The sequence below is a fragment of the Rhizobacter sp. P2_D12 genome (genome assembly GCF_056404395.1).
Map to the genome: position 1 here is coordinate 27,566 of NZ_JBFUEB010000061.1, position 17,177 is coordinate 44,742.

At 69.7% G+C, this 17,177-nt stretch carries 20 protein-coding genes; 8 read left to right on the forward strand and 12 right to left on the reverse strand.

Translation table 11 applies throughout. The features are described from left to right. Genes thiO through thiE form a run of 4 tightly spaced genes read left to right on the forward strand, consistent with a single transcriptional unit; the run spans window position 1 to window position 3,507 of the window. The gene (thiO, locus tag AC1DYN_RS19880; RefSeq protein WP_477962707.1) at window positions 1-1,056 is read left to right on the forward strand and encodes a glycine oxidase ThiO; all 1,056 of its coding nucleotides are present in this window, start codon (window positions 1-3) and stop codon (window positions 1,054-1,056) included. Beyond that, a complete protein-coding gene (gene thiS / locus AC1DYN_RS19885; protein ID WP_477962709.1) occupies window positions 1,053-1,256 on the forward strand; it encodes a sulfur carrier protein ThiS in 204 nt (67 codons plus the stop codon). Before thiO ends, thiS begins: the two co-directional genes overlap by 4 nt. Before the next feature lie 2 nt (window positions 1,257-1,258). Further along, entirely contained in the window at window positions 1,259-2,053 is a 795-nt protein-coding gene (locus AC1DYN_RS19890; RefSeq protein WP_477962711.1) for a thiazole synthase, read from the forward strand. Further along, the gene (gene thiE / locus AC1DYN_RS19895; RefSeq protein ID WP_477962712.1) at window positions 2,050-3,507 is read left to right on the forward strand and encodes a thiamine phosphate synthase; all 1,458 of its coding nucleotides are present in this window, start codon (window positions 2,050-2,052) and stop codon (window positions 3,505-3,507) included. Before AC1DYN_RS19890 ends, thiE begins: the two co-directional genes overlap by 4 nt. On the opposite strand, the gene AC1DYN_RS19900 is transcribed toward thiE, so the two are convergent. From AC1DYN_RS19900 to AC1DYN_RS19915, 4 genes are read right to left on the reverse strand one after another with little or no spacing between them, the layout of a single operon-like run. Continuing rightward, window positions 3,443-3,886 (reverse strand): ExbD/TolR family protein, encoded by a 444-nt coding sequence (locus tag AC1DYN_RS19900; RefSeq protein ID WP_477962714.1) that lies wholly within the window; start codon window positions 3,884-3,886, stop codon window positions 3,443-3,445. The two genes, thiE and AC1DYN_RS19900, sit on opposite strands and share 65 nt — an antisense overlap. A gap of 11 nt (window positions 3,887-3,897) precedes the next feature. Further along, window positions 3,898-4,560 carry a MotA/TolQ/ExbB proton channel family protein gene (locus AC1DYN_RS19905; RefSeq protein WP_477962716.1) on the reverse strand — a complete coding sequence of 221 codons (663 nt, stop codon included), beginning with the start codon at window positions 4,558-4,560 and terminating at the stop codon, window positions 3,898-3,900. Window positions 4,561-4,588: 28 nt separating this feature from the next. Further along, window positions 4,589-5,401, reverse strand: a complete 813-nt coding sequence (dapB, locus tag AC1DYN_RS19910) for a 4-hydroxy-tetrahydrodipicolinate reductase (protein WP_477962718.1) — start codon at window positions 5,399-5,401, stop codon at window positions 4,589-4,591. Then, complete coding sequence (locus AC1DYN_RS19915) at window positions 5,398-5,910, reverse strand: outer membrane protein assembly factor BamE (protein ID WP_477962720.1); 513 nt, start codon at window positions 5,908-5,910, stop codon at window positions 5,398-5,400. The genes dapB and AC1DYN_RS19915 overlap by 4 nt, the downstream gene beginning before the upstream one ends. Window positions 5,911-6,025: 115 nt before the next feature. On the opposite strand from AC1DYN_RS19915, the gene fur reads away from it, so the two are divergent. Next, window positions 6,026-6,451 (forward strand): ferric iron uptake transcriptional regulator, encoded by a 426-nt coding sequence (fur, locus tag AC1DYN_RS19920; protein WP_477962722.1) that lies wholly within the window; start codon window positions 6,026-6,028, stop codon window positions 6,449-6,451. A gap of 2 nt (window positions 6,452-6,453) precedes the next feature. Here the strand turns inward: fur and hprK are convergent, their stop codons facing one another. The 4 genes from hprK to AC1DYN_RS19940 all read right to left on the reverse strand — a co-directional run bounded on the left by hprK (window position 6,454) and on the right by AC1DYN_RS19940 (window position 9,960). Continuing rightward, on the reverse strand, window positions 6,454-7,410 hold the full coding sequence (hprK, locus tag AC1DYN_RS19925; RefSeq protein ID WP_477962724.1) for an HPr(Ser) kinase/phosphatase: 957 nt from the start codon (window positions 7,408-7,410) through the stop codon (window positions 6,454-6,456). Window positions 7,411-7,441: 31 nt separating this feature from the next. After that, complete coding sequence (locus tag AC1DYN_RS19930) at window positions 7,442-7,912, reverse strand: PTS sugar transporter subunit IIA (RefSeq protein ID WP_477962726.1); 471 nt, start codon at window positions 7,910-7,912, stop codon at window positions 7,442-7,444. Between the two features lie 265 nt (window positions 7,913-8,177). Beyond that, window positions 8,178-8,516 carry a ribosome hibernation-promoting factor, HPF/YfiA family gene (hpf, locus tag AC1DYN_RS19935; protein WP_477962728.1) on the reverse strand — a complete coding sequence of 113 codons (339 nt, stop codon included), beginning with the start codon at window positions 8,514-8,516 and terminating at the stop codon, window positions 8,178-8,180. Between the two features lie 220 nt (window positions 8,517-8,736). Further along, entirely contained in the window at window positions 8,737-9,960 is a 1,224-nt protein-coding gene (locus tag AC1DYN_RS19940) for an MFS transporter (RefSeq protein ID WP_477962730.1), read from the reverse strand. 87 nt (window positions 9,961-10,047) lie between these two features. On the opposite strand from AC1DYN_RS19940, the gene corA reads away from it, so the two are divergent. Further along, a complete protein-coding gene (gene corA / locus AC1DYN_RS19945) occupies window positions 10,048-11,007 on the forward strand; it encodes a magnesium/cobalt transporter CorA (RefSeq protein ID WP_477962732.1) in 960 nt (319 codons plus the stop codon). A 3-nt stretch (window positions 11,008-11,010) separates the two neighbouring features. On the opposite strand, the gene AC1DYN_RS19950 is transcribed toward corA, so the two are convergent. The 4 genes from AC1DYN_RS19950 to AC1DYN_RS19965 form a co-directional block, all read right to left on the reverse strand. After that, window positions 11,011-12,159, reverse strand: coding sequence for a class I SAM-dependent methyltransferase (locus tag AC1DYN_RS19950; protein ID WP_477962783.1), 1,149 nt, complete (start codon window positions 12,157-12,159; stop codon window positions 11,011-11,013). After that, entirely contained in the window at window positions 12,156-12,950 is a 795-nt protein-coding gene (locus tag AC1DYN_RS19955; RefSeq protein ID WP_477962734.1) for a DUF1365 domain-containing protein, read from the reverse strand. Before AC1DYN_RS19955 ends, AC1DYN_RS19950 begins: the two co-directional genes overlap by 4 nt. Continuing rightward, window positions 12,947-14,227, reverse strand: coding sequence for an NAD(P)/FAD-dependent oxidoreductase (locus AC1DYN_RS19960; RefSeq protein ID WP_477962736.1), 1,281 nt, complete (start codon window positions 14,225-14,227; stop codon window positions 12,947-12,949). The genes AC1DYN_RS19955 and AC1DYN_RS19960 overlap by 4 nt, the downstream gene beginning before the upstream one ends. Before the next feature lie 349 nt (window positions 14,228-14,576). Next, window positions 14,577-15,146 (reverse strand): glutathione peroxidase, encoded by a 570-nt coding sequence (locus tag AC1DYN_RS19965; RefSeq protein ID WP_477962738.1) that lies wholly within the window; start codon window positions 15,144-15,146, stop codon window positions 14,577-14,579. Window positions 15,147-15,275: 129 nt separating this feature from the next. On the opposite strand from AC1DYN_RS19965, the gene AC1DYN_RS19970 reads away from it, so the two are divergent. Continuing rightward, window positions 15,276-16,196, forward strand: coding sequence for a MerR family transcriptional regulator (locus AC1DYN_RS19970; protein ID WP_477962740.1), 921 nt, complete (start codon window positions 15,276-15,278; stop codon window positions 16,194-16,196). Between the two features lie 78 nt (window positions 16,197-16,274). Then, complete coding sequence (locus AC1DYN_RS19975) at window positions 16,275-17,144, forward strand: ferritin family protein (RefSeq protein ID WP_477962742.1); 870 nt, start codon at window positions 16,275-16,277, stop codon at window positions 17,142-17,144. Window positions 17,145-17,177: the final 33 nt, after the last annotated feature.

Below are 17,177 nucleotides of genomic sequence, written 5' to 3' on the forward strand. Positions count from 1 at the left end.
ATGGCTGCGGACTGCGATGTGCTGATCGCCGGCGCCGGGCTGGCCGGCCGGCTTTGCGCGTGGCGCTGTGCCCGCGCCGGGCGGCGCGTGCGGCTGTTCGACGCGGGGCGGCGCGACGACGCGCGCTCGGCCAGCGCGGTGGCGGCGGCGATGCTGTCGCCGCTGGCCGAACTGGCGGTGGCCGACGACGCGGTGTTCGCGCTCGCGCAGCAGGCGATGGCGCTGTGGCCGCAGTGGCTGGACGCGCTGCGCGCCGACAGCGGCCGCGAGGTGTACTTCCGGCGCGCCGGCACGCTGGTGCTGGCGCACCCGGCCGATGCCGGCAGCCTGGATCACTTCGAGCGCGTGCTGCGGCACAAGCTGCCTGCGGCGCAGCGGGCCGCGCTCGAGGTGCTCGATGGCGACGGCATCGCGCAGCACGAGCCGGCGCTCGAAGGGCGCTTCGCGCGCGGCCTGCTGCTGCACGGCGAGGGGCAACTCGCCAACGACGAACTGCTGGCCGCGCTGGCGCGCGCGCTCGACCGCCTGCGCGTGCATTGGCACGAGGACGAAGCGGTGCTGGCGATGCAGGCCGGGGGCCTGCGCACCGCGCATGGCGAGTACGCCGCGCCGCTGGTGATCGACACGCGCGGCATCGGTGCCCGCGCCGACTGGCCGGGGCTGCGCGGCGTGCGCGGCGAGGTCTTGCGCGTCGAATGCGCCGGCGTCACGCTGCAGCGCCCGGTGCGGCTGATGCATCCGCGCTACCAGCTGTATGTGGCGCCGCGCCCGCAGCAGCGCTTCGTCGTCGGCGCGACCGAACTCGAATCGGAAGACACCGGCGCGCCGGCGCTGCGCTCGGTGCTGGAACTCGGCAGCGCGCTGTACAGCCTGCATCCCGGCTTCGCCGAGGCGCGCGTGCTGGACATCGCCGCCGCCTTGCGCCCCGCGCTCGACGACCACCGGCCCGCGCTGCGCCGGCAGGCGGGCGTGTGGCAACTCAACGGGCTGTACCGCCACGGCTACCTGTGCGCGCCGGCCCTGGTCGATCAACTGCTCCAGGAGACTGCACGATGATCTCGGTGTCGATGAACGGACAGGACCTGCAGACGCCCGCCGCCACGCTGGCCGAGCTGCTGCAGCGCCAGGGTTACGCGCTGGATGCGGCGATGGCCTGCGCCATCAACCGCCAGTTCGTGCCGCGTGCGCAATGGCCGTCGCAGGCACTGGCCGGCGGCGACCGCATCGACGTGATCGCACCGGTCACCGGAGGCTGAACATGCACACCACCCCCTCCTGGACCCTGGCCGGCGTCACGCTGCACAGCCGGCTGCTGCTCGGCACCGCCCACTACCCGTCGCCGCAGGTGCTGGCCGACGCGGTGCAGGCGAGCGGCACGCAGGTACTGACCGTCGGCCTGCGCCGCCTGCAGCCGGAGCACGGCGGCGGCAACGCCTTCTGGCAACGCGTCAAGGCGCTCGGCTGCCGCGTGCTGCCCAACACCGCCGGCTGCCACGGCGCCCAGGAGGCGATCACGCTGGCGCAGATGGCGCGCGAGCTGTTCGACACGCCGTGGATCAAGCTGGAGGTCATCGGCGACGACTACACGCTGCAGCCCGATCCGTTCGGCACGCTGGAGGCGGCGCGCGTGCTGGTGCGCGACGGCTTCCAGGTGCTGGCCTACACCACCGACGACCTGGTGCTCGCGCAGCGCCTGCACGAGGCCGGCTGCGCGGCCGTGATGCCGTGGGCCGCGCCGATCGGCACCGGGCGCGGACCGCAGAACCCGTACGCGCTGCAGACGTTGCGCGCGCGCCTGCCCGATGCCGTGCTGATCGTCGACGCGGGGCTGGGCAAGCCTTCGCATGCGGCGCAGGTGATGGAGCTGGGCTTCGACGGCGTGCTGCTGAACACCGCGGTCGCGCAGGCGGGCGACCCGGTGCGCATGGCGCGCGCCTTCGCGCAGGCGGTCGACGCCGGCCGGCTGGCCTTCGAGGCGACGCCGATGGGCGAACGGCAGACCGCCCAGGCGTCGACGCCGACGCTCGGCATGCCGTTCTGGCACCAGTCATGACGCGGCCGCTGTTGGCGATCGGCGGGCACGACCCGGTGCACGGCGCCGGCATCACGGCCGATCTTGCGACCTGGCAGGCGATGGGCCTGGCCGGCAGCAGCGTCGTCACCGCGCTGACGGTGCAGGACAGCCGCGGCTTCTCCGGCCTCGTGCCGGTCGACGCGAGCCTGGTGCGCGCCGCGCTGCAGGCGGTGCTGCGCGACGGCGAACCGGCGGCGATCAAGATCGGCATGCTGGGGTCGATCGCGGTGCTGCGCGAGGTGCAGGACTTCGTCGCGGCGCGCGCGTGCCCTGTGGTGCTCGACCCGGTGCTCGGTGCCAGCAACGGCCACGCGAGCCACGATGCCGGCGATCCGGCCTGGCTGGAGGCGCTGCAGGGGCTGCTGCAGCAGGTCGACGTGGTCACGCCGAACCGGCCCGAGGCGCTGCGGCTCGCGGCGCTGCGGATGCCGCAGGGCGTGGTGCTGAAGGGCGGCCACGACACCGGCGAATCCAGCATCGACGAGGTGACCGACGGGACGCGGCGCGCGCTGCTGTCGGTGCCGCGCCTGCCGGGCTCGGCGCACGGCAGCGGCTGCGTGTTTGCCGCGGCGCTGGCCGGCATGCTGGCCCAGGGTTGGAGCGTGTTCGATGCGGCCTGCGAGGCCAAGCTGCGTGTCACCGCCGGCCTCGCGCAGGCGCGGGTGGTCGGGCCGGGGCGACCGAACACGAACTCGGCGGCGGTGGCGAGCAGCGAGCACCTGCCGGCGTTCCGCTGGACGGACGATGGGTTCGCCACGCGTGCCGCGTTTGCGCCGGTGTCCGGGCCGTTGGGTTTCTACGCCGTGCTGCCCGATGCCGATTGGGTCGAACGCGCGCTCGCGATGGGGGTGCGCACGCTGCAGCTGCGGCTCAAGGCCGGCAGCCTGCCGGCCGCCGAGTTGAACGCCCAGCTGCGGGCCGCGGTGCAGGCGGCGCGCGCGGTGCCCGGTGCGCAGCTGTTCATCAACGACCACTGGCGCGAGGCGCTGGAACTCGGGGCGTACGGCGTGCACCTGGGGCAGGAGGACGTCGCGGCGGCCGACCTCGACGCGCTGCAGGTGGCGGGCCTGCGCCTGGGCGTGAGCTCGCACACGCCGCTGGAGATGTCGCGCGCGCATGCGCTGCGGCCGTCGTACATCGCGATCGGGCCTGTCTACCCGACGACGCTGAAGGCGATGGCCTACGAGCCGGTCGGGCTGCAGCGCCTGGCGGCGTGGGCGGCGCGGCTGCAACCGACTTATCCGGTGGTGGCGATCGGGGGCATCAGCCTGGCGCGTGCCGCGGACGTGGTCGCCTGCGGGGTGGATTCGGTCGCGGTGGTCAGCGCGCTGACGCAGGCACAGGATCCGCAGGCGGTCGCCGACGACTTCAGGGCGACGATCCCCGGATGGGCATCCGGGCTACGGGGTCCGCGACGAAGCCGATGCGGTTGAGGCCGGCCTTCTGCACCACGCCGATCAGCTCGGCCACGCGCCCATAGGGCACGGCCTTGTCGGCGCGCAGCTGCACCTCGGTGGCGGGGTTCTTCTGCGCGGCCTGCGCGACGCGCTCGGCGAACACCGCCGGCGTCACCGCCTCGTCGCCGAGGAACAGCCGCCCCTGCGCGTCCACCGACACCGCGATGAAATCCGGCGTCTCGCTCGGCGTCGCGGCCTCGGCCTGCGGCAGGTCGAGCTTCAGGCTGGAGCTCATCAGCGGCGCGGTGATCATGAAGATCACCAGCAGCACCAGCATCACGTCGATCAGCGGCGTCATGTTGATCTCGCTCATCGGCGCCGGGCCGGTGGTTCGCTCGAGGCGGCCGAAGGCCATCGCAGGCTCCGTCAGGCGGCGGGCGTGGCGCCGCGGTCGATCATCATCTCGCGCAGGTCGTGCGCGAAGCCTTCGAGCTCGGCCTCGCAGGCACCGACCCGCTTGCCGAACACGTTGTACGCGAGCACCGCCGGGATCGCGACCGCCAGGCCGGCCGCCGTCATCACCAGCGCCTCGCCGACCGGGCCCGACACCTTGTCGATCGTGATCGAGCCCGAGGCCGAGATGCTGAGCAGCGCGTGGTAGATGCCCCAGACCGTGCCGAACAGCCCGATGAAGGGGGCGGTGCTGCCGATCGACGCCAGCACGACCTGCCCGAACTGCAGCTGTCCCAGCACCGCGTGCAGCGCATCGCGCAGGCGGCGCGTCAGCTGCGAATCGAGCTTGCCGTGGCCTTCGAGCGTGCCGGGCGGCGGCGCGGCGACCGCGGCGGACAGCAGCGGCACCAGCACGCCTTCGCGGTCGAAGGCCGCCAGCTGCTCGCGCCCGCCATCCAGCGACGGCGCGGCCCAGAAGGCCGGCACGGCGCGGGCGATGTCGAGCCGCACGCGGCGCAGCAGCCAGCCCTTCCAGAAGATCAGCACCCAGGCACTGACCGACATCAGCAGCAGCAGCGCGGCGACGCTGCGCGTGATCAGGTCCCCCTGCTGCCAGAAGTGGTCGAAGCCCGTCATGCGCGATCGGAAGTGACGCAGCGGCGCCTTACAGGCCCAGCACGTCGTTCATCGTGAACAGCCCGCTGGAGCGCGAGGCCAGGAAGCGGGCCGCGCGCAGGGCGCCCTGCGCATACGAGACGCGGCTCGAGCCCTTGTGCGTGACCTCGATGCGCTCGCCGGTGCCGGCAAACATCACGGTGTGGTCGCCGATGATGTCGCCGCCGCGCACGGTGGCGAAGCCGATGGTCGACGGATCGCGCGCGCCGGTGACGCCTTCGCGGCCATAGACCGCGCAGTCCTTCAGGTTGCGGCCCAGGGCCTGGGCGACCACCTCGCCCATCGCGAGCGCGGTGCCGCTGGGCGCATCGACCTTGTGGCGGTGGTGCGCCTCGATGATCTCGACGTCGTAGCCTTCGTTCAGCGCGCGCGCCGCCATGTCGAGCAGCTTCATCACCACGTTGACGCCGACGCTCATGTTGGGCGACAGCATGAGGGCGGTGTGCTCTGCATGGCCGGCGATCTGCGCCTTCTGCGCCTCGCTGAAGCCGGTGGTGCCGATGACGGCCTTGACGCCGAGTTCGCGGCACACCGCCAGGTGGGCCAGCGTGCCTTCGGGGCGGGTGAAGTCGATCAGCACCTGGGCACCGGCCAGGCCGGCGTGCAGGTCGGACGTGATCTTCACGCCGCTGCTGCGGCCGAGCCACGCCGTGGCGTCGGAATCGAGGGCCGGGCTGCCCGCTTGATCGAGGGCGCCGGCCAGCACGCAGTCGTCCGCGGCACTCACGGCCTCGATCAGCATGCGGCCCATGCGGCCGCTGGCACCGGCGACCGCGATGCGCAGGCGCTGGGCGTCGCTCATGAACGTTCCAGCGGCGGGTAGCTGCGGATCGGGCCTTCGGGCGCCGAAGCGGCGGGTTCGGGCGGCTTCGGCGGCACCGGCAGCGCCTTCAGCTGGTCGTCGGTCAGCGCGAGCGGCGGTGCATTGCGGGTGGTCTTGAAGGTATCGATCGATGCGACGAAATCGCGCTCGCTCGGCAGGTCGGGGGCGTTGATGCTGGCCAGCTTGTCGCCGTCGAACAGCGCCACGACGCTGCGCTGCTGCGGCTCGGCACCCTGGCGCTTGATCGTGAAGACGTAGTCCCAGCGGTTGGCGTGGAAGGCGTCGGTCAGCAGCGGCGAGCCGAGCACGTCGCGCACCTGGGCGCGGGTCAGGCCAGGCTTGACCAGCGCCAGCTGTTCCTTGGTCAGCACGTTGCCCTGCACGACCTCGACGCGGTAGGGAGTGATGACGCCCAGGAAGTTGTCCGAGGATTGCAGCGAGCTGCAGCCGGCGAGCAGGGCCACGGCCAGGAACGGGATAGAACGCATGGTGTTGTGCGTGCGCGCGGCGAAGCGGGCATCAACCTCGATATGATTCGACGATTCTAGCGGGTGGCCCCGGCCGCCCCACCCCTGCAGCACCGCGCGCCACCCGAGACCTGCCATGTCCAATGCCGACGAACTCAAGAGCAGCGGCCTGAAGGCCACCCTGCCCCGCATCAAGATCCTCGACGTGTTCCAGCACACGTCGCAGCGGCACATGACGGCCGAGGACGTCTACAAGGCCTTGCTGACCGAAGGGGCCGACATCGGCCTGGCGACGGTCTACCGCGTGCTGATGCAGTTCGAGCAGGCCGGCATCCTGTCGCGCAACCACTTCGAGTCGGGCAAGGCGGTGTTCGAGCTCAACGAGGGCAAGCACCACGACCACCTGGTGTGCCTGGACTGCGGCAAGGTCGAGGAGTTCTTCGACGCCGAGATCGAGAAGCGGCAGAAGAACGTCGCGCATTCGCGCGGCTTCGAGCTGCAGGATCACGCGCTGGCGCTGTACGCCGTCTGCACGAAGAAGAACTGCGAAAACAAGAAGTAGCGCTACTCGAAATCGGGGTTCTGCATCGCGCGCTGGTGGCGCTCGATGAACTCGCGGTAGGTGTCGATGCCGCGCAGCTGCAGGATGGTGTTGCGCACCGCCGCCTCCACCAGCACCGCCAGGTTGCGCCCGGCGTCCACCGCGATCACCACCTTGCGCACCGGCACGTTGAGGATGTCCTCGCTCAGCGGCTCGTAGGGCAGGCGCTCGAAATCGCGCTCCAGCGTCTCCTTGCGCACCAGGTGCACGATCAGCTTGAGCCGCATCTTGCGGCGCACGGCCGTCTCGCCGAAGATGGCCTTGATGTCGAGCAGGCCGATGCCGCGCACTTCCAGCAGGTTCAGCAGCAGCTCGGGGCAGCGCCCCTCGAGCGCCGTCTGCGAGATGCGGAACAGGTCGACCGCATCGTCGGCCACCAGCCCGTGGCCGCGCGAGATCAGCTCCAGCCCCAGTTCGCTCTTGCCCAGCCCCGATTCGCCGGTCAGCAGCACGCCGACGCCCAGGATGTCCATGAACACGCCGTGGCGCGTCGTTCGCTCGGCGAACAGCTGGCTCAGGTAGCCGCGCACCACGTCGATCACATGGCCGGCCGACTCGTCGGTGACGAAGAGGGGAATGTCGGCCCGGTCGCACAGCGCCACCAGGCGGTTCGGCGGCACCTGCTTGTCGGCGACGATCACCACCGGCGGCTCCAGCGTCACGATGCGCTGGATGCGCCGTTCCTGGTCTTCCGGCGACGCGTCCTGCAGGTAGGCCACCTCGCGCCGGCCGACGATCTGCACGCGGTACGGGTGGATGTAGTTCAGGTAGCCGACCAGGTCGGCGGCCGATTGCGCGTTGCGCACCGCGGCCTCGTCGAAGCGCCGCTCCGGATGGGCATGGCCGGCGATCCATTCCCAGCGCAATGCCGGGCGATGTTCTTCGAAAAGCGCTTCCGCGCTGATGACCGAAGGTTTCACGGGCGACCCCTGCCTGCGTGGCGCAGGCGGGTCAGGCAACCGATTTCAGCGGTTCCCAATTGGAAATCAGTTCGTGCACGCGAGCGGCCGGGACCTCGCTCTTCAGGCGCTCGCGCAGCTCGCGGTCGCTCAGCATCTCGGCAATCTCGGACAGGATCTCGAGGTGGCGCTGCGTGGCGGCCTCGGGCACCAGCAGGAAGATCAGCAGGCTGACCGGCTCGTCGTCCGGGGCGTCGAAGGGGATGGGCTGCTGCACGCGCACCACGGCGGCCAGCGGGTTCTTCAGGCCCTTGATGCGGCCGTGCGGGATGGCCACGCCATGCCCCAGGCCGGTGGAGCCCAGGCGCTCGCGGGCGAACAGGTTGTCGGTGACGGTGGCGCGCGCGATGGCGTGCTGGTTCTCGAACAACAGGCCCGCATGCTCGAACGCACGCTTCTTGCTGGTGGCCTCCACGTCGATCAGGACGTTGGTCACGGGGAGAATGGCGGCGAGTCGGTTCATCGGCGGGTCACTTCTGGCCTCGGGTGGAGGCGTTTACTCGGCGAGATGCTTGTGAAGGCTTAACGATAAATTATAGAAACCGGGTTGACAGCGCAGTGCCCCGCTGCCTCACCGGAGGCCAAATTCTGCACGTGTCGCTGCATTGCAGCAACGCGACAGGCCCCATTTGCGGGGTCGGCGCACCATCTTTGCGCATTTGTGCGGCCGGATCGGCGAGAAAAAAGCGGCCCGCAGGCCGCTTTTCGAGGCATCGCCGTCAAGGCGATCACAAGGTCGCGTCGATCCGCTTCGCGGCCACATGGTGGTGATCCTGCAGCTTGTCCTTGTGGCGGCACACCTGGCGATCCAGCTTGTCCATCAGCTGGTCGATGGCCGCGTACAGGTCCTCGTGGCAGTTCTCGACGAAGATGTCCTTGCCCTTCACGTGCAGCGTGACTTCGGCCTTCTGCCTGCGTTCCTTCTCCTTCAGCTTCTCGACGGATAGCAGCACGGTGATGTCCACCACCTGGTCGAAATGGCGCGTGATCCGATCCAGCTTTGTGAGCACATACTCTCGCAAAGCGGGCGTCACCTCAAGGTGGTGTCCGCTGATCGTCAAGTTCATGAGATCTCCTTTCGCAGGGGTGGGAAAGCCGGGGAGGCTGAGGGGGGAGGCCTTGGGGAGGCACGGGGGAGGGGATGCGTGGAGAGGGAGGGACCGGGAGGTCGTTGAACCCAGTGTGCTCCTGTGAAGGGGGTGTGACAAGCCAAAGACACCCGGCGGAAGCACGGTATGGGCATGCCCTCTGGACGAGCAGGCCCTGCTCGTGCGAAGGTTCACGGCTTCAGTGCGCCGGCGCGGTGTTCAGCTTCAACTGGCCGACCCAGGCCACGGCGGCCAGCGTGAGCACCACCGACAGCCAGCCGGCACCCGGGTAGCCGGTGACGTGGCCGGCACCATCGCGGTCGATCAGCAACCCGCCGACGAAGGCTGCGGCCCCCATCGCGGCCGATTGCATCGCGCTGTTCAGGCTCATGAAGGTGCCGCGCAGCGCCGGCTGCGTGGCCGAGGTCACGATCGCCATGCTCGGCACCATGCGGCCCGAGACGAAGATGAAGAACAGCGTCGTCACGCTCACCAGGGCCCACAGCGGCACCGCCGGCAGGTTCGTCAGCGCGAGCATCGGCACCATCGATGCCAGCGCCAGCAGCCGGAAGGTCGGCACCTTGCCCCAGCGGTCGCTCAGCCGCCCCCACAGCTGCGCGGTGAAGAGCGTCGTCACGCCGCCGGCCAGGTAGATCAGCGGCACCTGCTGCGCCGACACGCCGACATTGGCGGTCGCGTAGATCGTGATGTACGGGATGATCGAGAAGCCGGCCGACATCACCAGCATCGTGAAGCCGAAGGCGCGCCAGTGGTTGGCGTCGCGCAGCACCGCGCGCAGGCTGTGCAGCGGCGATGCCCGCTGGCCGGCGTGCAGGTGCCCGGCCAGGCGCGGCAGCGCGCGCAGGCCGACCGCGCCGACCGCCAGGCACAGCCCGGCGATCGCGAAGAACGGCGCGTGCCAGCCCAGCGTGTTGGCCAGCAGCAGCGAGGCCGGCACGCCGGCGACCGTGGCGATCGAGAACGAGCCCATCACGACGCCCATGGCCCGGCCGCGCCGCTCGAACGGGATCGCATCGCCGACGATGGTCTGCACCAGCGCGCCCGTCACGCCGCCGAACACGCCGGCCGCGATGCGCGCGGCCATCAGGCTGCCGAAGGTGGGCGCCAGGCCGCAGGCGAGCGTCGCGAGGCCGAACGCGGCATACAGCGCGAGCAGCAGCGACTTGCGCTCGAAGCGGTCGATGTAGGTGGTCGCGACCAGGCCGGAGGCGCCCGCGGCCAGCGTGTAGGCCGACACCAGCAGCCCGAACTTCGCGTCGCTGATGCCGAACAGCGCCGTGAACTGCGGCCCGAGCGGCATCATGATCATGAAGTCGAGGATGTGCGTGAAGTTGATGGCACCGAGCGTCAGCAGCAGCCAGCGTTCGGAAGCGGGGATCGGGGCGAGGGCGGGTCGGGTCATGAGGCCGCGACTCTATCGGGTTGATGGCGCCGATGCACGGGTGTGATAATTCGCCGTTGACCACCCCGCGCCCGCCGGAGCCCTTGCATGCTGAATGTGTTCACGCTGGTCAACGGCCGGCTGTTTCAGGAAGAGATCGCAAGCGCCGACACGCTGGCCCATGTGACGCCGGTCTGGGTCGACCTCGAGGCGCCGACGCCCGAGGAGAAAAGCTGGATCGCCGAGCACTTCGGCGTGACCATTCCCGAGGACGTGGTCGATGACGACCTGGAGGAATCGGCCCGCTTCTACGAAGAAGACAACGGCGAGCTGCACATCCGCTCCGACTTCCTGATCGACGACGACCAGACGCCGCGCAACGTCCGCGTCGCCTTCATCCTGCACAACAAGGTGCTGTTCTCGATCCATGGCGAAGACCTGCCGGTGTTCCGCCTGCTGCGCCTGCGCGCGCGCCGCATCCCGGCGCTGATCGAGGACGCGAAGGACGTGCTGCTGAAGCTGTACGACGCCGACGCCGAATACAGCGCCGATGCGCTGGAAGGCATCTACGACAGCCTCGAGGCGGTCGGCGCGCGCGTGCTGAAGAAGGAGATCACCGACAGCGATGCCGCCCAGGTGCTGGCGGCGATCGCGCGCGAGGAAGACTTGAACGGCCGCATCCGCCGCAATGTGATGGACACGCGCCGCGCGGTCAGCTTCATGATGCGCAGCCGCATGCTGAATGCCGAGCAGTTCGAGGAATCGCGCCAGATCCTGCGCGACATCGACTCGCTGGACAGCCACACCGCGTTCCTGTTCGACAAGATCAACTTCCTGATGGACGCGACGGTCGGCTTCATCAACATCAACCAGAACAAGATCATCAAGCTGTTCTCGGTGGCCAGCGTCGCGCTGCTGCCGCCGACGCTGATCGCCAGCATCTACGGCATGAACTTCAAGCTCATGCCCGAGCTCGACTGGCAGCTCGGCTACCCGTACGCGCTGGTGCTGATGCTGCTGAGCGTGATCGCGCCGTTCTGGTACTTCCGCCGCAAGGGCTGGCTGTGACAGTCACGCGGGGCGGCGCAGCGTGAACTGCATGACGCCRGTGTTGCCGGCCGCGAACGCCGCCTCGCAGTACGCGAGGTAGAACTCCCAGGTGCGCATGAAGCGCGTGTCGAAGCCCAGGCGCCGCACGCGTGCGTCCCCGGCCGCGAAACGCTCGCGCCACCGGCGCAGCGTCTCGGCATAGTCGGCGCCGAACGACAGCTCGTTGACGATCTCCAGGCCGGCGCGCGCCGCCGCCTCGCGGAAGGCCTGCGGGCTGGGCAGCAGGCCGCCCGGGAAGATGTACTGCTGGATGAAATCGGTCGAGCGCACGTAGCGCTCGAACAGGTCGTCGCGGATCGTGATGCTCTGGATGCAGGCACGTGCGCCGGGCTTCAGCTGGCGGCGCAGCATCTCGAAGTAGCCGGGCCAGTAGTCGCGGCCGACGGCCTCGAACATCTCGATCGACACGACGGCATCGAACGGGCCGTCGTCGATGTCGCGGTAGTCCTGCAGGCGCAGGTCGGCCGCCGGCTGCGCATCGGCGAGGCGCTGCCGTGCCCACGCGAGCTGCTCGGCGGACAGCGTCACGCCGGTCACCCGTGCGCCGAACTCGCGCGTCGCCTGTTCGGCCAGCGCCCCCCAGCCGCAGCCGACCTCCAGCACGCGGTGGCCCGGCTGCACGCCGCACTCGGCGAGCGCGCGCCGCACCTTGGCGCGTTGCGCGGCCTCCATCCCCTGCGAGCGGTCGCCGTCGAACCAGGCGCTGGAGTAGTTCATCGTCGGGTCCAGCCACAGCCGGTAGAACTCGTTGCCGAGGTCGTAGTGGGCATGGATGTTCCTGCGGCTGCCGCGTCGCGAGTTGCGGTTCAGCAGGTGCCGCACGCGGTACAGCAGCGCGCCCCACCCGCTGCCGTAGACGACGCGCTCGATGGCGTCGCGGTTGGCGATGAAGAGCCGCACCAGGGTCTCGAGATCGGGCGTGCTCCAGTCGCCGGCGATGAAGGTCTCGGCGAAGCCGATGTCGCCGGACCGCAGTGCGGCGCCGCAGACGTTCCAGTTGCGCAGCCGGATCGCGGCGCGCAGCCCGTCGCCGTTGCCGAAGTGGCGGTTGCCCCCCGCGGGTCGAACGTTCGGAACGGCATGGCGTCGGTACTTCCCTGGCAGGTTCAGCGGGTCACGAAATTCCCGGGCGGTGCCGGCTTGCGCACGAAGGGCACGCGCTTGCACCACAGCTTCAGCGCCTGCCAGTGGATGCGCGCGACCACGCCCAGCGTCATCAGCGGCATGCCGAAGAAAGCGGCGCGCGCGCTGCGGCCGGTCAGCGGCGCGAGCGTGCCCGACACGCTGGTGCGGATCAGCGGGCCGGCCTCGTCGTCGTGGTCGATGCGGGCGATGGTCTTCATGCTGCGTTCAATACGCAGGCCGTCGGCCGGCGGATGCAGGCCGCTGTGCAGGAAGCGGAAGCGGTAGACGCCGCGCGGTTCGCAGAACGGCGAGACGTGGAACACCTTGTCGGCCACCAGCTCGCGGCCGTAGGCGAGCGTCGGGCCCTGCAGCAGGTAGCAGTGGCGTTCGCCGAAGGTGTTGTTGACCTCGACGAGGATCGCGCCCAGCGTGCCGTCGGCACGGTGGCAGTACCAGAAGCTGACCGGCTTGAAGGTGTGGCCCAGCACCCGCGGCAGGCAGTGCAGCCACACCTCGCCCTGCGTCGCGTCGCGCAGGCCTTCGGCGGCCAGCAGTTCGTCGAGCCAGGCGAGGCAGTCGTCGCGGCCGTCGCCATGGTCGCGGTCATGGAAGCCGACGAGGCCGAAGCAGTTGCGGTGCAAGGCCGCGCAAGGCTGCCCGCGCAAGGTGCGCAGCGGCAGCATCAGGAAATAGCTGCGGTACGCGAAACGGTTGGGCACCGGGCGCAACCGCGCATGCCGGACCTGGCCGGTGCCGATCAGCGCCTGGTGGCTCACGCCGCCTCGCGTTGCGCCGCCCAGTGGCGGCGCAGTCCGTCGACCACGGCCAGGCCCGACATCAGTCCGTCTTCATGGAAGCCGTAGCGTGTCCACGCGCCGCAGAACCAGGTGTGCGCCCGGCCCTGCAGCGAAGGCAGGCGCTGCTGTGCGGCCATCGCGGCCAGGTCGAACACCGGGTGGGCGTAGTCGAACGCGCCGTGCACGAGCTCGGCCCGCGGCTCGCGCACCGGGTTCAGCGAGACGATCACCGGGGCCTTGAACGGCAGGGGCTGCAACCGGTTGATCAGGTAGTGCAGGCAGACCGCGGCATGCTCGCGCGCCGGGTCGGCGGCGCGTTCGTAGTTCCATGCCGCCCGGGCACGCGCGTGCTTCGGAAGCAGTGCGGCATCGGTGTGCAGCACCGCCCGGTTGCGCTGGTAGCGGATGGCGCCCAGCACGGCTCGCTCGTCGGGCGTCGCGTCCTGCAGCAGCGCGAGCGACTGGTCGCTGTGGCAGGCCAGCACCACGTCGTCGAAGTGCTCGCTGCCCTGGTCGGTGGCGACTCGCGCGCCGGCCGCCGTGCGGTGCACCTGCCGCACCGGCGTGGCCAGCCGCGCGTCGGCGATGCGCGGCAGCATCTTCTGCACGTAGTGCCGTGCGCCGCCGTTCACCGTGAACCAGCGTGGCCGGTTCGCGACCTGGACCAGGCCGTGGTTGTGGCAGAAGCGGATCATCGTCGCGACCGGGAAGTGCAGCATCTGCGCGGTCGGGCACGACCAGATGCTGCCGACCATCGGCAGGAAGTACCACTCGCGGAAGGCGGTGGAGAAGCGCTGCACCGCCAGGAAGTCGCCGATCGACTGGCGCATCTGCAGCTCGTCGCCGCGCAGCGCGATCGCGATGGCGAGCCGGTTGAAGCGCAGCACCTCGCCCAGCATGCGCAGGAAGGCCGGGCGCAGCAGGTTGCGGCGCTGCGCGAACACGCCGTTCAGGTCGCTGCCGCTCCATTCGAGGCCGTCGCCGGGCGCCTGCACCGAGAACGACATGTCGGTCGCGGTGGTCGCGATGCCGAGTTCTGCGAACAGCGCGATCAACCGCGGGTAGGTGCGTTCGTTGAAGACCAGGAAGCCGGTGTCGACGCCGTGCGTGACGCCGTCGAGTGTCAGGTCGACCGTGTGGGTGTGGCCGCCGAAATGCGCGCCGGCCTCGAACAGCGTGACCCTCGCCTCGCCGGCCAGCCGGTAGGCCACCGACAGGCCGGAGATGCCGGAACCGATGACGGCGACGCGCCGCATCGCCGCTCAGCCCGCGTCGGTCCCGGCGTGCGGGCCGGGACCGGGAATAAAAACCGCTGCACAGCGCCCCGCGGCGAAGGAGGGAGGGAGGAGGGAGGAGGAGAACCGCCTCGGGATTTCAGCCTGCGGAGCAGGCCGGCTGTGCAACGTAAGAACTGGATCCAAACATGTGAACGCGTCGGATAAGGCAGTTGGGCCACCCCGTCCTGCGCTCACGGCGGGTGAGACGCCCAGTGTCGATCCGAGTTCCGTCGCCCCTTCAAAAAAATCATGTCTCGATGTGACGCGACGCCCGGGCCGGCATGCGGCAATGACACGAGGGGCCGGGGTCGCCTGCATCACCGGCGGCTCACTTGCCGCCGAGCTGGCGCTCGATCTCGCGCACGAAGGTCGCGTCGTCGGGCTCGACGCTGCTGGCGAAGCTCTGCACTGCAGTGCCGTCGCGCGAGATCAGGTACTTGTGGAAATTCCATTTCGGCAGCGTGCCGGTGCGCTGGCGCAGCTCGGCATACAGCGGGTCGAGCTGGGCGCCGGCCGACGCGGCCACCCGCGTCTTCGTGAACATCGGGAATTTCACGCCGAAGGTGTTCTCGCAGAAGTCAGCGATTTCCTGACTTGAGCCCGGCTCCTGCGCGCCGAAATCATTGGAAGGGAAGCCGAGAACCACCAGGCCGCGCTCCCGGTAGCGCTCGTACAAGGCTTCCAGGCCTTTGTACTGCGGCGTGAATCCGCAGAAACTTGCGGTGTTGACGACCACCACCACCCGGCCGGCGTACTGGCACAGGTCCTGCGGTTTTTCGTCCTGCAGCCGGGGCACGTGCCGGTTCAGCACGGAAGGGCAGGCCGGTGCGGCCAGGGCCGGCCCCGCGGTGGCGATCAACGCCAGGGCGCAAAAGAACACATGTCGTGGGAATCTCATGATGAAGACTTGTCCTGGTCAATTTCACACGCCGACGGGCTCGATGCTGTCGGATGACAGCTCATTGTCAGCTTTTGCCCTGGACAATGTTCCGGTGGCTGTCATTGTTGTCAATCCGAGAGGCCCGCAATGAAACCCCCGACGCTGTCGATCGCCGCCGTCGAGCGCGACACCGGGCTCAGCAAGGACACCTTGCGGGTCTGGGAGCGCCGCTACGGCTTTCCGCTGCCGCAGCGCGATGCCTTGGGCGAGCGTGCGTATCCGCTCGACCAGGTCGAGAAGCTGCGCATCGTGCGCCGGCTGCTTGACGGCGGGCACCGGCCCGGCCGTGTCGTGGGCATGCCGCTGGACGAGCTGCGCCAGCTCAGCGAAAGCAGCCCCGAGCCCGTGCTGCGCAGCGGCACGGCGGCCGTCGAGCCGATTCCGCCCGCCCTCTACAGTTACCTGGATCTTGTCCGTGCCCATGACCTGCCCGCCTTGCGGCGCCAGCTCACCCTGGCTCAACTGAGCCTGGGCCTGGGCCGCTTCGTCCTCGAAGTGGTGGTACCCCTCAATACGCTGATCGGCGATGCCTGGATGCGCGGCCAGCTGGAGATCTTCGAAGAGCACGCCTGTTCCGAGGCGATGCAGGCGGTCATGCGCCAGGCGCTGCACCGCATCCCCGAGGCGCCGGCCGACGCCAGCCCGACCGTGCTGCTGACCACCTTCCCCGGCGAACCGCACGGCCTGGGCCTGCTGATGGCCGAGGCGCTGCTGGCGCTGGACGGCGCCCGCTGCGTGTCGCTCGGGCTGCAGACGCCGCTGTGGGACACCGTGCTCGCGGCCCAGGCCTTCCGGGCCGACATCGTCGCGCTGGCCTTCAGCGGCGCGGCCAACCCGCAGCAGGTGGCCGACAGCCTGGCCGAGCTGCGCGCCAAGCTGCCGGCGGCGACCGAGGTGTGGGTCGGCGGGTCGGCACCGGTGCTGCACCGGCGCACGCCGCCCGGGGTCACCGCGCTGGCGAGCCTGGGCGAACTGCACGGGCAGCTGCGGCGCTGGCGCAGCCGATAACCTTGCAAGCTTGTGCTGTGTGACGGGACTGTCACGACCTGACGTCTAAAATGCCGCCGGACTTCAATGGGACTCCCCATGCTTTATCCCGAACTGTTCAAGCAACTCGAAGCCGTCCGATGGAACATGGACACCGACATCCCGTGGGATGAGTTCGATGGCAGCCAGCTCAGCGAAGAGCAAGCCCAGACCATCAAGATGAACGCCATCACCGAGTGGGCGGCCTTGCCGGCCACCGAGATGTTCCTGCGCGACAACCGCGACGACAGCGACTTTTCCGCCTTCATGAGCGTCTGGTTCTTCGAAGAGCAGAAGCACTCGCTGGTGTTGATGGAATACCTGCGCCGCTTCCGGCCCGACCTGGTGCCGAGCGAGGAGGAACTGCACGCGGTGCGCTTCGAGTTCGATCCGGCGCCGGCGCTCGAGACGCTGATGCTGCACTTCTGCGGCGAGATCCGGCTCAACCACTGGTACCGCCGCGCCGCCGAATGGCACAGCGAGCCGGTCATCAAGGCCATCTACGAGACGCTGGCCCGCGACGAAGCCCGCCACGGCGGTGCCTACCTGCGCTACATGAAGCGCGCGATGCAGAAGTTCGGCGACGAGGCGCGCGCCGCGTTCGCCAAGGTCGGCGTGCTGATGGCCAGCGCACGCCGCACCGCGCAGGCGCTGCACCCGACCAACCTGCACGTGAACGTCAAGCTGTTCCCGCGCGACACCATCCAGAGCCGCCTGCCGAACCCCGAGTGGCTGGAACAGTGGCTGGACCGCCAGATCCAGTTCGACGCCGTGTGGGAGAACAAGGTGGTCGAGCGCATCCTGCACAACATGAGCCTGCTGATGGAACGCAGCTTCGCGAGCGTCCAGGAGCTGAACCGCTTCCGCAAGGAAATGGCGGCGGCGTTGACGGCGGCGGCCAAGGGACAGCCCGGCGCGTTGCCGGCCTGAGCCTCAGCGACCCTGCAGACGGCCCGCCTCGGC